The following is a 12,890-nucleotide window of genomic DNA, read 5'->3' on the forward strand; positions in this document are numbered from 1 at the left end:
TGAGTCCTTTCTCAGCGGGAGCCGGGGGCCTTGGGGATGGCGTCGAACTCGGCCTGAGGCATGGTGGTGAAGGACGAGCCCTGGTCGGTGTAGACGGTGTACTCGGTGCTGGTGATGTAGCGGCGCAGGCCGGTGCTGGGTTCCAGGACGTAGATCGCGGGGGACAGGTTGCCCTTGATGAGGTGTGCCATGTCGTTCCTTTCGGGGTGGGTGTCGGCGCTGGGGAAGTACTCCCAGTGCCAGGGTTCGTCGATCGTCTTGCCTGCTTCGTTGTTCCAGCCGTGGCGGGGGGCGACGGCTGTCAAGATCGCGTAGTAGTAGCCGGCGAAGCCGCCGAGGCCGTCGGCGTCGACTGCCAGGCCCCAGCCGTGGTTGGAGGTGCCGGGGATGGCGGCGGCGGAGGTGCCGGGTTTGCGCCAGTACGCGGTCCCGTTCCACACGCGCCGGTCGGTGCGCCCGGGGGCGTACTCGATGTAGGTGGTCTGGTAGCGGTCGAGGAAGATCGCGACCTGGTCGTCGTAGGACCGGTAGGAGTCGGACAGGTCGATGTTGATGCCGGTCCTGCAGCGGAAGGCGGCGTTGACGCGGTTCCAGGAGCGGGCGGCGTCGGGGCGCAGCCGGTGGTTGGAGGCATAGAACAGGGCGGCGAGCTCGCTCGGGGGCAGGCGTCCGTTGTCGGCCATGGTCAGGCTCCCTTGAGTCGTTCTGCGAGGGCCTCGACGACGGCGTCGCCGAGGGTGGTGCGCAGTGCGGTCGCGAGGTGGTCGATGTCGATCTCGCCGGTCTCGATGCCGTCGACGCGCGCGACGAGCTGGTGGAACGCGCTGGACGTCTCGGCCACGGCGCGGGCGGTGGAGGCGGCGATGTCGTCGCGCAGGATCTGGCCCTCCGCGGTGGTCAGGACGGTCGCGACGCGCCCGTCGGGTGTGCGCAGGTTGGGCAGGACGCCCATGACGCGGTCGGCCGCCTCGACCAGGCGCGGTCGCTGAGGGTCGAAGGCCTCGAGGATCTGCAGGATCCTGGGGACCTTGGAGTAGATGTCGGCCAGGGCTGCGTTCTGTGCTGCGTCCATGTCGTCCTCCGGGGTGATGGGGGCTGGTCGGCCCGGGATGGTGGGGGTAGTGATCGGGCCGCCGGTGCCGCCGCCGGGCTTGGCGACGGTCGTGGTGGTGAGGTCGATGCCGCGGGCCCGTAGGTACGAGACGGGGTCGACCTGAACGCCGTTGATGAGCACCTCGAAGTGCAGGTGCACCGTTGGGGCGCCGGAGTTGCTGGCGGCGGCGACGCGCTGCCCGCCGACGACCTTCGCGCCAACGGCGACGGCGATCCCGACTCGCTGCATGTGCGCGTACCGGGTCCAGACCTTGCTGCCGTGGTCGAGCTCGAGGACCCACGCGTTGAGCGGGGTCTTGTAGATGCGGCGCACCGTGCCAGCGGTTGCGGCGTAGATGTCGCTGGTGACGCCGAGGGTTCCGGCGCGCAGGTCGACGCCGAGGTGGTTGCGGGACGCGTTAGGGGCGTTCGCGATCGGCCCACGTGGACCGAAGGGGCTGGTGATCGGCCCGCTGGGGGCGTTGGGGCGGTGCCACGACATGGGTGCCTCCTGGCATGACGAAGGCCCCGACGTTGTGCGTATCGGGGCCCGGGCGGGGTGGGTCAGTTGGTGGGGTCGAGGTGGTCGTCAAGGCGTTTGGCCAGGACGGCGTGCTCGCGGCGTTGCTCGGCGTCGCGGCCTTCCATGCGTTCGTCGAGTCGGGCGAGGGCGTCGGTCTGCTGGCGCTGGGTGTGGCGGATCCCGCCGATCTCGGAGTCGTGGCGCTTCTGGCCCTCTTCGAGGCGCCCTTGGCCAGCCGCGACGTCACGCAGCGTCTCGTGCACGGCGGTGAGTTCGTCGCGCAGGTTCGGGTACTCGGCGTCCGCGTGCTCGTTCGCGGTCTGCTCGCGGGCCTCGCGGGCATCGACCGCGACCGCGTCGAGCTTTCGCTGCATCGGGCGCTGAGCCAGCACGGTGGTCCCGCTGGCGATTAGCGCCAGAAGGACGACGGCGAGCAGCCAGGCCCACCAGGGGGTGCCAGCGGGTGGGGGCGTCATGGGCTCACCGGCCCATTGCGATGTAGGCGATGCGCAGGCCTGCGGAGTTCGCCAGAGGGACGCCGGAGGAGCTGTAGGCGCGGAAGGTGATGCGGGTGCGGTCGCTGCTGACGGCGGTGTACTTGATCAGGACGGGGCCCAGGACGTCTTTGTCGGTCGCGTCGGTCAGGATCGCGGTGTACATCTGGACTGGGAACGCCTCGGCGAAGACGATCTGACCGTCGCCGCCGGCGTTGGTCGGGGCCACGACGTCGCCGGCCTTGATCCAGGCGTCGGGCGAGGTGGTGCCTGCGATGTCGATGCGGGCCCCGACCGGGCGCCAGTTCGTCCCGTCGAGGGTGCGTTCGAGCTCGCGCCCGGCCGGGGCGTCGATGCGGTGGGCGTAGAGGGGCTCGGTCGGGGTCGGGGAGACTGCGGCGGCCAGGGTGGCGCGGTCGGTGGTGTTCGCGACGGGGACGATGATGCGGCCCTCGAGGGATCCGGCGAGGTCGCGCATGTCGCCGTCGGGGTCGAAGACGTCGGTGCCGGCCGGGACGATGAGGCCGGTGGGTGTGGTCGCCATGGTTAGCGCCTCCAGTCGAGCTGTAGCTGCCCGGAGGCAGGGTCGGCGTCGACACCGGTGATGCCGACGTAGGGGGATCCGGTGACGGCGATGCCGCCCCCGGCGATCAGGGCCTGCCCCCAAGCGGTGGGGATGGGCACCCATCCACCTTCGGAGTTCGGGGCGAGGTTGATGTCGTGGGGTCCCGCGACGCGGGCGACGTCGCCGGCGGGCCGGGCGGGGTTGGTGTGCCGGTACAGGTGCAGGGTCTGGGCTGCGTTGTAGGACCCGATGCGTAGGCGTGCCCCGAGCCGGATCCGGGCGCCGGTGATCGTGGCGCCGGCGAGTTGGGCGGCGCCGTTGCCGTAGAACCACGCGCCCCGATTCTCGCGGTTGCTGCCGAAGCGCCATTGGATGACGTCGTTTCCGGCCCATCCCCACGTGCCGCCGACCTGCCAGGACCCGGAGTCGGTGGCGGTGATGGTCAGCGTCCCCGTGGACTGCACGGGCGGTGGTAGGGGCGGGGTGCCTGTGCCGGGGTCGGGGGTCGGGACGGTTGCTGCGGCCGAGGGCCAGATCCACGGCGAGGTGGACTGCCAGTCCAGGCGCACCAGGGCGCCGATCGCTGGTGCGGTCCCGACGTACCGGCAGCGCATCACTCCTGCGGTGGTGGTGACGGGCACGGTGCCCGAGGACGCAGCACCGGACACGGTCCCGGTCAGGGGCCGCTTGCCAGCCGTGACGACCGGGCCCAGGACGTGGGCCTCACCGTCGACGAGCAGGACCCGGACGGCGTCGCCGCCGGTGGGGATGTAACCGGCCGGCCAGGACACTGGTGGCGAGGACCCGTCGACGTTCACCGTGAAGGCACCGTTCGCCGCGGCCTGGACGATGCCGGCCTTGAGCCGCACGACCGACAGGTCACCCACGGCGCACCCGGGCCGCGATCGACTCCAACGTCTGGACGCTGACCCGCACCCGCAGACTCATGGTCTTGGAGGGGGTGGTGCCTGCGTCCGAGGTTGCCGAGGTCATGCGCATCCCGACCACCCGCCCTTCCAGTGCCTGGTCACCTGCCGTGGTCGCGGCGATCACGATCACGCGGTCGTTGAGCTGCAGGGCCGGGTGGGTCAGGCAGGTGACCGCCAGGTCGACCTCGCCCGAGGCCACGCGGGCGTCCAGGGTTGACTGCGCGTCGGCCTGCACGCCCAGCTGCGTGGTCGCGATCGAGCGGTGGTAGAGCGGGACCTTCCCGAACGGGCCGCCCCAGGCCAGGGGCCCGGACGCGATGACCGCGCGGCCCACGAGCGGCGAACCCTCGGGGGTCTGCCCGGTGGAGATGACCGCGTTGTAGACCCCGTCGTCCGACAGCGACCGCACGGTCTGGACCAGGACCCCGTCCTCGCCGCCAGCGAGCGTCCATACCGGGCCGATCCCCGCCACTGGCACGATCTCCATCGCGCCGTCGGGGCCCATCCGGTAGGTCGCGTTGATCGTGGCAAGCAGGTCCTCGACGGCGTCCAAGCGCCCGTCGCCGTACACCAGCGACCCGGGCACCGGACCATCGATCACGCCCTCGAGCGCGACCACTGGGCACACGTCCTGCAGCAGGCGCCGCACCTCAGCAACGCACGTCGGCGCCGTAACGACCTCCGCGTCGAGCCGGCTCATGACCGCGGTTGAGGTCTCTTCGTCTGCTTGGACCGTGACCGACCCACCACCCGCGACCCGCATCAACGTCCCGCTCGAGTTGTAGGCCTGCCAGGTCTCCTGCGGGTCCGGGCGACGGATCCGCCACCAGCCCAGCGGGACCCGGCTCCCAGACAGGCCCGAGACCCACGTGATTTGCAGGCGTGACCCGCCGGGCCCGAGCGGGTCTGACATGCCCCAGGGCGCGAGCGTCCCGTCTGGGTCGCCGACCGTGATCGTGGCCTGTCCCTGGACCTGCCGGTCCGCATCATGGGCCAGTGACCAGTCCGAGACATCCAGGTCCTGCGCGACCAGCACGCCGCCGCGCCAGGCATGGACCTCGAGACGGTCACCCTGCGTCGTGCCAGCGATCTCCGCATCCAGGTCAAGGGACTCGACGCGCATCAGGGGACCTCCGGGTCTCTGGACCAGTCGATGTACGTGTCGCCCGGCCGGGCAGCCTTGACGGCGTCGTAGGTGCGCGGCGACCACAGGGCCCGGACTTGGTCGTAGGTCCACCACGGGATCGTGATCCGCATCGACGTCGGACGAACCTGCGTGACGCTGAGCTCCCAGTCGTTGCGGAAGCCGAGGAGGCCGCCGATGACGGGGATCTCTTCGACGTCGCCCGTGGTGACGTGGGCGACGGCGTCGAGTGGGATGGCGACCGGCAGGCCGCGGATGACGACCTGGCCCGAGGAGTCGAGCAGGTCGCGCATGGTGTTGATGAGCGTGCCCTGGGATGCTGCGATCGCGCGGAGCGCGAGCGGGATACCCGAGGGCGCTTGCCGGACTCCGACGGATGCGACGGGGTAGCGGGCGCCCTCGACGGTGGTGAGGTCCACGGCCTGGCGGCGCAGGATGCGCGCGGCGGTGCCGGTCATGAGCATGAGCCCGGCGCCGGTGCGCACGCACTCGACCTGGACGGCGCCCCGCGGGTTGAGGGGGTCCTGGATCCATGCGTAGTCGGACTCGATCGTGATCGAGTCCTCGAGTCGCAGGGGCGTCAGGGCCCCGGTGTGCACGACGAGCCGGTAGCGGGCCGCGACATTGAGCGGTGGCACGTGATCGCGGAAGAAGTCACCACCGGTCACCGTGACGCGCTCGGCGCCGCGGACCCCGTGCCACGAGCGCCCGTCGTCCCACGAGACCTGCACGCTGATCACCGACTCAGACGACGGCGCCAGACCCGTCACCGTGATCCCGGCCTGCGGGGCGCCGGCGTCCGGCAGGCGCTCCACCCGCAGCCCCGGCGTCGCCGTCGCAAGCGACGTCGACGCGTGCGCAGCCCCCGACCAGGAGTACGTCAGGTCCACCGTGTCCGGGGTATCGCCGTCGAAGTACGGGGTCACCGCGGCCAGGGCTTCGGCCTGCGTGGCGGCCACGGACGCGATGATGTTGTCGGCCCAGATGCGGTTCGTCGCAGCGAGAAGCGCGGTGCTGCCAGAGAACCCCTGAACCCGAACGCGGGCCGTCGCTGCGGTGGCCGGGACCTGGAACGCGTAGTGAACTCGTCGACCCGCGTAGAACGTTGACGGGCTGTTCACAGGCTCTGCGTGGTAGGTCGTCGCCGTGCCCTCGCACTGGACGTCCACACGGACGCGGCCCGGCGCGGGGATGTCCGAGGCGACGAGCGCCGAGACGCCGACCCACTGCCCCGGCGCAACAGCGAACCCCTGCCCGGTGGCCTGCTGCGTCGTGAGGTAGGCGTTCGTTCCGTCGGAGGTCGCCTGGAGCATCGAGCCCCCCGAGCGAAGGCCCAATCCGGCCCACATTTGCGTGCCGTAGGCGGTCGCGCGGATCTGCGCACCAGCAACGGTTCCCCAGCCGGTCAGATCCACCTCGAACGACGGGTTGCGGACGAGGTTCGTGCGCATCACCACTCCCTCCCACGAGTCGACCGAGACCCAGCCGACGACCGATCACGCGCATCCACGACGCCAACCGCGACCGCTTCCATGCGCGCCTCCATCCCGTTGACCATGAGCGTCCCCACGAGCCGCAGGCCGGTGAGATCGAGGGACGGGGAAAGGGCGGCAGTCGACTGTGCGGGTACCGAGTACGCGAACTGCGGAGACTGGAGCGCCTGCGCGGGGGCGTTCGTGTTGCGCCCCCCAAGGTCGCCGATTGCGGCGGCGGTGTCTCGTGCGTTGACGACTGTCCCCGAGCGCGGCATCACGAGGAGCTCGGGCCCCTCCTCGCCCACGAGATAGAGTTCGCCGCCCCTCACAGGGCCACCTGACGCGCGCCCCTCGACGACCTGCGATGCGGTCGCAGCGTTGTTGTACGCGTGCTGGCGCACGGTGACGTCGATCGTCTTGTCCTTGAGGAACGACATCGCGCTCTGCACGGCCTGGATCTGGCGGAGCGCCTCACCGGTGTGAACCGTGACCTTGGCCTCGTAGTTGCCCGGGATCAGGCCAAGCTCGTCCGCGAGGGCGTTCGCTTCGCCGGCCGTCATCCCCAGTTGTCCGGCCATGCGCAAGAACTCGTCTCGCGACCGCTGCACAGCGCCTTGGACCTCGCCTTGCGTGGCGCCGTTCTTCTGCATGTCCTCGACCAGACGAAGGTTCGCTGCGGCGATCCCGTCGAGAGCCGCCTGGTTCGTGCGGCCCTTCTCGGTCGTGATGTCGAGCGTCGCGCCGTTCTCCTTGAGCGCGGCCTCCGCAGCATCGACGGCAGCCTCGAACCCGCGCTGGGAGTCGCGCGCTGCCAGGGCCATGTTGGCGAGCGTCGAAAGCCCGCTGATCGCGTCCTCAAGCGTCGTGACCTGGGCCGCGGTGGCGTAGGTCGACTCGACCGTGGCGGCAGTGAGCTCGTTGGTTGCGACGCCGGCGATCTTGTCCGCTTCGGCTTTGCGCTCGGTCTCGGTCGTTGCGCGCGCAAGGTTCTCGGCCTCAAGCTCGAGACCGTTGATCATCTTCATCGCCGCGTCAGCATCGCGGCCCGCGATCCGACCCTCCTTCCCGCGCTTCTCGTACTCCTCGTAGGCAGCGGTGACGGTCTTGACGGCGTCCGCCTCGCCGAGGAGGTAGCCCTGAAGGTCCTCGGTCGTGAGGCCCATCTTCTCGGCGGTCTGGATGTAGGAGTCAGCCGACTCCAGGAAGTTGGGCATCCAGGTGTCGCGGTCTTGCGAGAGGATGTCGTTGATCCGCGACATCGTCGAGTCGGTCGCTCGGCCGAGCTCGTCAAGTGTCCCCTTGAATGCGTCGGTCGACGCGCGGGCCTCTGCTGCCTTCTGGGCCCAGTGCGCGAACCCGATGGCCGCCGCGGCCACGGCGAGGCCAACTACCCCGGCTGCGACGCTGGCGACCTTGGCCGAGCGGCCAAGTCCATCGAATGCGACCTTGGCGTTGTTGATCGCGATCGCCATCTTGCCCATGCCAGCGATCGAGAGTGCGACGAGGCCGCCCGTGCCGACGATCGCCGTGACGGCGCCGAGGACAGGAGCGGGGATCTCGCCGAGCTTGTCGACGACGGCGTCGGTGCCCTGGACGATGGAGCGCAGGCCGTCGTTGACCCCGGACCCGGACTGGATGAACAGGGTCTCGAGGGAGCCGCCGAGGCCTTCGAGATCGCCCTTGAGGTTGTCGAGCTTGGTCGCAGCGGTCTCAGCCGCGTAGCCCTGGTCGTCGACCGCGGAGATCCAGTCGCGGATCCCGCCCTCGCCCTGGTCGTAGATGACACCAGCCGCACGGACGGCGTCGGCGCCGAAGATCGTCGCCATCGCAGCCTGCCGCGCGGCCGGGGTCATGTCGCCCATCGCGCGCGTCAGCTGGCCAGCGAAGTTCGTCATGCCAACGAACTCTCCGCCTGCGCCGTAGGCAGAGATCTCGAGCTCCTCCATGAGCCCAGCGGCCTCGCCCGAGGGGGCGGAGAGCCGCTGGAGCATGGTCTTGAGGGAGGTGCCCGCGTCTGAGCCGAGCAGGCCCGCTGCGGCGAACGCCGAGAGAGTGCCCGTCGTTTCCTCGAGCGTGAGGCCGGTCTGGGCCGCGACGAGTCCGCCCTGCTTGAGCGCCTGGCCGAGGTCGGAGACCTCGCCCATCGCCTTGCCAGCACCGGCGGCGAGGAGGTCGGCGATGTGTCCGACGTCCTTGCCCTTGAGGTTGAACTGCGTCATGGCGATCGACGCGTACTCGGCGGCCTCTCCCACGCCCATGCTCCCCGCGGCCGCGAGGTCGAGCGATCCCTTGAGTCCGCCGGACAGGATGTCGGACGCCGAGACGCCGGCCTTGGCGAGTTCCTCGATCGCGCCCGCTGCCTCGGTCGCGGAAAAGACGGTGTCCGCACCCGCGTCGATCGCGGCATCGCGCAGCGCATCGATGCTCCCCGCGGCGTCTGCTCCCGACGACTTCACGGACGACATCGCCGCGTCGAAGTCCGAGAACTTCTTGACCGCGAGCAACGCGAACCCAGTCGCCGCTGCGCCAGCCACCGCGAACCCGTTCGAGAGCGTGTTGATGCCCTGCTCGTTGCGCTCGATGTAGCTCGACGTGCGGGTCCCCAGGTCCTGCGTCGCCTGCGCGAGCGTCTTGAGCCCGTTCAGGGCCCCCTGGACGTTCGCCCCGACCTTGAGTGTGATCGACCGGTCGGCCATTTCAACCTCCCGGGGATCAGCGGCATGGAGTTAGATGTGAGGCATGAGAAAGCGCGTGGCTGCGGTGGCCTTGGCGGCACTGGCCTTGACCGGATGTTCGAGTCAGGACTCTGGCGACGCCGCCGCCTGCGCCGCGTTCACTGAGGCGACTAGGACTGCACGGGATGCGCGGGATGCGCTCCTTGGGCCGGACGCCGACCTGTCCGAGCAGGCGAAGGCTGCTCATAGGGAGGCTTCCGCCAGCCTTGGCGATGTCCTGCGGTCGGCCGCGAGCCTCGCGACCGACGACGAGCTCGCGACGGACCTGGACGATGCGGCGATGCTCTGGGCCGCTTCGAGCAGCAGCGACGACGCCGCGACGGCCTATTTCCTCACGGAAGCGAGGATCCAGGAGGCGTGTTGACGCTCGCCCCGAAGAGCAGCGCGCCTGGGTGCTCGTTCTCGGCGTAGCCCTTCTGGGCGCCGAGGATCGCGGTCGTGACGTGGCAGCGCGACGGCGGGGGCACGGTGACGCGGCCCTCGGTCTCGCGGGCCTGGCAGATCTCCCGCGGCATCCCGCAGCGAGGGCACAGGCCGTCCTCGTACTCGGCAAGCGCGAGCATCCAGGAGGCCTGGTCCTCGTCCCACTCGACATCAGGCCGTGAGGACGCGAGACGCCCGGCATCGTCGTACTCGTAGTGCGTGACCGGCTCCCAGCCGGACAGCCGCTTGTACGAGATGCCGAGCGTCCGCGCGAGAGTTAGTCGGTCGCGGAGGCCCGGATCACGCGCGACGCGACCTGCGAGAAAGGGGCGCCCTTCACCCCGCGGTTCACGGCCAGGACGGCCATGGCGAAGTCCTGCCACTGCCCATCGCTCATCTCGTCCGCGAGCTCGGCCCACTCGGTGCGCGGGTCGAAGTCGACTTCGTTCCCCTCGTGGTCGGTGATCGCGACGATCGACCGGGCGATGACCTCGTCGAGCGAGGAGATGTCGATGGTGAACTGCTCGTCGGTCTTGTCGCCCTCGCGCGGGGGGTGTGCGGCCTCGAACGCCTGCCACTTGTCGCGGCGCTGGGCCTCGATCTCGAAGTCGATCGTGGCGGCCTTCATGCGCTCCTCGAGTGCCTGCACCTCAGCCGCTGCGTCACGCGTGACGGGCGATGAGTTGAGCATCTGGCCGTCGGCGCGCTGCGCCTCGGTCAGCGCGGCGGTCGCGCGGTCGTACTCGGCCTGGGTGGACAGGTCGGCGCAGAACTTCACGGTCCGGCGCGCTCGCTTCACGGCGATGGGCATGGTGATCTCCCTGGTCTGGGGTCGCGGTCTGGGTGAGTGGTGAGCCTGCCGGCGCGCGCCCAGACCAGGGGATCCGCGCGCCGGCAGGGGTCTTGGGTCAGGCTGCGAGAGCCACGTCTCGGTGCGTCGAGTTCGTGACGTGCATCTTCTGACCGATCTTGAGCTTCGCGTTGGCCTCCGGCGCCTGCTTGCGCTGGACGCCGCACGAGACCGTCAAGACGTCCACGACCTGCGCTGCCTCGGGGGCCTCCTCGAAGGGCAGGCCGTAGCGGAGCACGATGTAGCCCGGTGTGAGGTGCTTGAGGGTCAGGTGCGCCCCGTTGTCCGCGGGGAGCGCCGACTGGGCGTCGTACACGTAGACGACGTCGAGCGTGTCGGTGTACGTGCCCGGCGCCTCGAACGTCTGCGTCGAGCACAGGCGGTCGTCGGTGATGGTCTGCTCGTCGCCACCGAGGTTCAGGCCGTCCTTCGTGAGGTAGCACGAGAGGTCGACGACGCCGGCCGCGGTGCACTCGGTGACCTTCGGCTTGGACGGGTCGGCGAGCGCGGGGACCCAGAGGGCCATGATGTTGCCGTCAGCGACGCTGCCCGGGGGGACTTCTCCAGCCATGGGGCTACTCCTTCGAGTTGGCCGGGTCGTCCGGCACGGGGGTGGGTGTGGTGTCCCTGGTCTGGGATGCCCGCTTCTCGCGGGCGGTCTGGACGGCCGCGTCGAGAGTGCGGCGCGGCTTGGCGGGGCGCGGTCGGGCGCCACGGCCGGAGAGGACGGGGGCGCCCTTGACAAGCTCCACGCCTTCGGCGAGCGGCAGGCGCTCGTCGACGTCGTACTGGTGGCCCGTCGTCGTGTCGCGGACTCGCTTCCAGCTGGTCATGCGTGCCTCCTGGGCATCGGAATGGGCCCCATGCGCGGCACGCTGGGGCTGATGGGGTGAGGTCAGGCGGTGCGGGCGACCGTGGTCTCGAACGTCACCTTGCCGACGACCACGCGCCGGTTCACGGACGCGACCACGACGTCGTCAGGGAAGATCTTCACGTCACCGACCTGCTCGAGCGGCGAGCACTGCCAGCCGTCAGTAACAGGACGTGCACCCTCGTAGGCCGCGAGGATCTTCTCGAGGACGATCAGGACCGCGTCTTCAGTCGCCCCGGCAATCGTCACCAGCAGGCGGGCAGGACCGGCTAGGGGAGCGGACGCGAGCGAGCGCTCCGAGACGCCAGGTGCCGCGAAGTTCAGGACGGCCCACGGCAGTGTCGGACTGGGGGACGTCTCGCCGACGTGGACGCTCACGCCCACCGGAGCCAGGGCCCGCAACGCCTGGGCCAGCACCCGGACGCTCACAGCAGACCGTCCAGCAGCTTGTCGATCGCGGACGTCAGACGCGGCTCCTCAGCGGCTAGCGGGGCGTCGATGTCGACCGTCCCACCGCCGCCGTTCGCGCCACCGAAGTAGGCGATGTTCGCCAGAGCGCCGCCGCGGCGAGCCTTGTCCGGACCGACCTCGTACTGGACCAGGCCAGGGCGATAGTCCGAGTCGTAGGAGACCGAACCTGCGGCACCACGGAAGCTCCTGGACGCCGTGAGGTCAGCAGCCATGTGCTCCTTGACGTTCTGCGCGCCCCGCTTCACGATCGCGCCTGCATCGGGCAGGAGACGCGTCGGGATCTTGCCGAGGTCAGTCGCGAGCGCACGCAGCTCGGAGACGTCGATGTCGAACATCAGGCCACCTCCTGCACGGCGTACACGCGGTACGCGGTCTCGAACGTCCGGTACGGCGTCTCGCCCTGCAGGCGGTACTTCTGGCCAGCGACGCCGGGGGCGACGGAGGCCGTGAAGGTGCACAGGTCCCCATGCCTGACCTGGAAAGAGCCGACCGGGAAGTGCACGAGGGAGCGCTGCTCGACAGACATGTGCCCGCCGGCCTCAGCGCCCATCTCGTACTGGGACTGGTTCTGCAGCTTGCACGGGCCCGAGTACACGGTCTCGAGCAGCGGCTCGACGGCGCCCGTCTCTTCGTTCGTCGTCTCGCCGACCACGCGCTGCACGAGGCAGGTGTCGACCATGAGCCGCTCGGCCATGCGGCGACCGCGGGCGATCGCGCCGCCGGCGCTCATCGTGTCGTTCCGAGGACCGTGGCGCTGGCACCGCCGAAGCGTTGCCGGAGCCTGCGCCGGGTGCGCTCGGGGAGCTCGGTCTTGTCGACGAGCTCGTCGTCGCCGCGTGTGAACGACGCCTGGTAGTCGTCGATGCGCTCCGAGGACAGGCCGCGGCCTTCGCCGATGCCTTCCCGGACCTCGTTGAGCCCGGCGGCGACGAACGTGCAGACCATCTTGACGATGTCGGCGGGCACCTCGTCGAGGCCGTGGTCGAAGGTGAGCGTGAGCTCGCCCGGGATGGCGTTGTGCGCCTGCCACAGGCAGGTGCGCCACAGCGACGAGCCACGCACGACGTAGTCCGTGACGGGCTCGCCGTCGAGGGTGACGTCCGTGACGGAGTGGACGGGGCGTGCGGGGAGTTCGATGCGCCGTGATGCCTCGGTCCACATGGTGATGGTCGAGACGGTGCGGCTGATCGGGACGCCCGCCGCGTCGCGGACCGCTGCCGACACGGAGGTCAGCAGCGAGTCCACGAGTGCGGTGTTCGTGGTGTCGATCCCGAGGGCCGACAGGTCGGCCACCGTCGCGAGCGGTGCTAGTGCCACG

17 protein-coding genes are annotated in these 12,890 nt (G+C 70.1%); 1 reads left to right on the forward strand and 16 read right to left on the reverse strand.

Translation table 11 applies throughout. The annotated features are described in order from the left end of the window. Nucleotides 1–11: 11 nt before the first annotated feature. From ASE27_RS12930 to ASE27_RS12965, 8 genes are all read right to left on the reverse strand, one after another. A complete protein-coding gene (locus ASE27_RS12930; protein WP_056650876.1) occupies nt 12–683 on the reverse strand; it encodes a D-alanyl-D-alanine carboxypeptidase family protein in 672 nt (223 codons plus the stop codon). Between the two features lie 2 nt (nt 684–685). Then, nucleotides 686–1,594: a M23 family metallopeptidase gene (locus ASE27_RS12935; protein ID WP_056650878.1), complete on the reverse strand. Its 909-nt coding sequence runs from the start codon at nt 1,592–1,594 to the stop codon at nt 686–688. Between the two features lie 62 nt (nt 1,595–1,656). Beyond that, entirely contained in the window at nt 1,657–2,091 is a 435-nt protein-coding gene (locus tag ASE27_RS12940; RefSeq protein WP_056650881.1) for a hypothetical protein, read from the reverse strand. A gap of 4 nt (nt 2,092–2,095) precedes the next feature. Continuing rightward, a complete protein-coding gene (locus tag ASE27_RS12945) occupies nt 2,096–2,653 on the reverse strand; it encodes a hypothetical protein (protein ID WP_056650884.1) in 558 nt (185 codons plus the stop codon). Between the two features lie 2 nt (nt 2,654–2,655). Then, a complete protein-coding gene (locus ASE27_RS12950) occupies nt 2,656–3,561 on the reverse strand; it encodes a hypothetical protein (RefSeq protein ID WP_056650887.1) in 906 nt (301 codons plus the stop codon). Beyond that, nucleotides 3,554–4,726: a hypothetical protein gene (locus ASE27_RS12955; RefSeq protein WP_056650891.1), complete on the reverse strand. Its 1,173-nt coding sequence runs from the start codon at nt 4,724–4,726 to the stop codon at nt 3,554–3,556. Before ASE27_RS12955 ends, ASE27_RS12950 begins: the two co-directional genes overlap by 8 nt. After that, a complete protein-coding gene (locus ASE27_RS12960) occupies nt 4,726–6,198 on the reverse strand; it encodes a hypothetical protein (RefSeq protein WP_157257594.1) in 1,473 nt (490 codons plus the stop codon). Before ASE27_RS12960 ends, ASE27_RS12955 begins: the two co-directional genes overlap by 1 nt. Continuing rightward, nucleotides 6,198–8,918 (reverse strand): phage tail tape measure protein, encoded by a 2,721-nt coding sequence (locus ASE27_RS12965; RefSeq protein ID WP_056650897.1) that lies wholly within the window; start codon nt 8,916–8,918, stop codon nt 6,198–6,200. Before ASE27_RS12965 ends, ASE27_RS12960 begins: the two co-directional genes overlap by 1 nt. Nucleotides 8,919–8,961: 43 nt before the next feature. On the opposite strand from ASE27_RS12965, the gene ASE27_RS12970 reads away from it, so the two are divergent. Further along, nucleotides 8,962–9,321: a hypothetical protein gene (locus ASE27_RS12970; RefSeq protein WP_056650899.1), complete on the forward strand. Its 360-nt coding sequence runs from the start codon at nt 8,962–8,964 to the stop codon at nt 9,319–9,321. On the opposite strand, the gene ASE27_RS12975 is transcribed toward ASE27_RS12970, so the two are convergent. The 8 genes from ASE27_RS12975 to ASE27_RS13010 all read right to left on the reverse strand — a co-directional run bounded on the left by ASE27_RS12975 (nt 9,290) and on the right by ASE27_RS13010 (nt 12,889). Then, nucleotides 9,290–9,520, reverse strand: a complete 231-nt coding sequence (locus ASE27_RS12975) for a hypothetical protein (RefSeq protein ID WP_056650903.1) — start codon at nt 9,518–9,520, stop codon at nt 9,290–9,292. The genes ASE27_RS12970 and ASE27_RS12975 overlap by 32 nt on opposite strands. 137 nt (nt 9,521–9,657) lie before the next feature. After that, nucleotides 9,658–10,191, reverse strand: a complete 534-nt coding sequence (locus ASE27_RS12980) for a hypothetical protein (RefSeq protein WP_056650906.1) — start codon at nt 10,189–10,191, stop codon at nt 9,658–9,660. 97 nt (nt 10,192–10,288) lie between these two features. Next, the gene (locus ASE27_RS12985) at nt 10,289–10,801 is read right to left on the reverse strand and encodes a hypothetical protein (RefSeq protein WP_056650909.1); all 513 of its coding nucleotides are present in this window, start codon (nt 10,799–10,801) and stop codon (nt 10,289–10,291) included. Between the two features lie 4 nt (nt 10,802–10,805). Beyond that, a complete protein-coding gene (locus tag ASE27_RS12990; RefSeq protein WP_056650911.1) occupies nt 10,806–11,063 on the reverse strand; it encodes a hypothetical protein in 258 nt (85 codons plus the stop codon). A 62-nt stretch (nt 11,064–11,125) separates the two neighbouring features. Beyond that, nucleotides 11,126–11,530 carry a hypothetical protein gene (locus ASE27_RS12995; protein WP_056650914.1) on the reverse strand — a complete coding sequence of 135 codons (405 nt, stop codon included), beginning with the start codon at nt 11,528–11,530 and terminating at the stop codon, nt 11,126–11,128. Beyond that, complete coding sequence (locus ASE27_RS13000) at nt 11,527–11,907, reverse strand: hypothetical protein (RefSeq protein WP_056650916.1); 381 nt, start codon at nt 11,905–11,907, stop codon at nt 11,527–11,529. The genes ASE27_RS12995 and ASE27_RS13000 overlap by 4 nt, the downstream gene beginning before the upstream one ends. Next, nucleotides 11,907–12,302, reverse strand: coding sequence for a DUF6093 family protein (locus ASE27_RS13005; protein ID WP_056650919.1), 396 nt, complete (start codon nt 12,300–12,302; stop codon nt 11,907–11,909). The genes ASE27_RS13000 and ASE27_RS13005 overlap by 1 nt, the downstream gene beginning before the upstream one ends. Next, the gene (locus ASE27_RS13010) at nt 12,299–12,889 is read right to left on the reverse strand and encodes a hypothetical protein (RefSeq protein WP_082608896.1); all 591 of its coding nucleotides are present in this window, start codon (nt 12,887–12,889) and stop codon (nt 12,299–12,301) included. Before ASE27_RS13010 ends, ASE27_RS13005 begins: the two co-directional genes overlap by 4 nt. Nucleotide 12,890 lies beyond the last annotated feature (1 nt).

The sequence above is a fragment of the Oerskovia sp. Root918 genome (genome assembly GCF_001428945.1).
Lineage (GTDB): Bacteria > Actinomycetota > Actinomycetes > Actinomycetales > Cellulomonadaceae > Oerskovia > Oerskovia enterophila.

What these genes read in the sequence shown, in the direction of transcription:
- ASE27_RS12970 (WP_056650899.1), top strand. Translation starts at nt 8,962, where the DNA reads ATGAGAAAGCGCGTGGCTGCGGTGGCCTTGGCGGCACTGGCCTTGACC.
- ASE27_RS12965 (WP_056650897.1), bottom strand. Translation starts at nt 8,918, where the DNA reads ATGGCCGACCGGTCGATCACACTCAAGGTCGGGGCGAACGTCCAGGGG.
- ASE27_RS12945 (WP_056650884.1), bottom strand. Translation starts at nt 2,653, where the DNA reads ATGGCGACCACACCCACCGGCCTCATCGTCCCGGCCGGCACCGACGTC.
- ASE27_RS12985 (WP_056650909.1), bottom strand. Translation starts at nt 10,801, where the DNA reads ATGGCTGGAGAAGTCCCCCCGGGCAGCGTCGCTGACGGCAACATCATG.
- ASE27_RS12975 (WP_056650903.1), bottom strand. Translation starts at nt 9,520, where the DNA reads ATGCTCGCGCTTGCCGAGTACGAGGACGGCCTGTGCCCTCGCTGCGGG.
- ASE27_RS12935 (WP_056650878.1), bottom strand. Translation starts at nt 1,594, where the DNA reads ATGTCGTGGCACCGCCCCAACGCCCCCAGCGGGCCGATCACCAGCCCC.
- ASE27_RS13005 (WP_056650919.1), bottom strand. Translation starts at nt 12,302, where the DNA reads ATGAGCGCCGGCGGCGCGATCGCCCGCGGTCGCCGCATGGCCGAGCGG.
- ASE27_RS12955 (WP_056650891.1), bottom strand. Translation starts at nt 4,726, where the DNA reads ATGCGCGTCGAGTCCCTTGACCTGGATGCGGAGATCGCTGGCACGACG.
- ASE27_RS13000 (WP_056650916.1), bottom strand. Translation starts at nt 11,907, where the DNA reads ATGTTCGACATCGACGTCTCCGAGCTGCGTGCGCTCGCGACTGACCTC.
- ASE27_RS12980 (WP_056650906.1), bottom strand. Translation starts at nt 10,191, where the DNA reads ATGCCCATCGCCGTGAAGCGAGCGCGCCGGACCGTGAAGTTCTGCGCC.
- ASE27_RS12960 (WP_157257594.1), bottom strand. Translation starts at nt 6,198, where the DNA reads ATGCGCACGAACCTCGTCCGCAACCCGTCGTTCGAGGTGGATCTGACC.
- ASE27_RS12990 (WP_056650911.1), bottom strand. Translation starts at nt 11,063, where the DNA reads ATGACCAGCTGGAAGCGAGTCCGCGACACGACGACGGGCCACCAGTAC.
- ASE27_RS12940 (WP_056650881.1), bottom strand. Translation starts at nt 2,091, where the DNA reads ATGACGCCCCCACCCGCTGGCACCCCCTGGTGGGCCTGGCTGCTCGCC.
- ASE27_RS12930 (WP_056650876.1), bottom strand. Translation starts at nt 683, where the DNA reads ATGGCCGACAACGGACGCCTGCCCCCGAGCGAGCTCGCCGCCCTGTTC.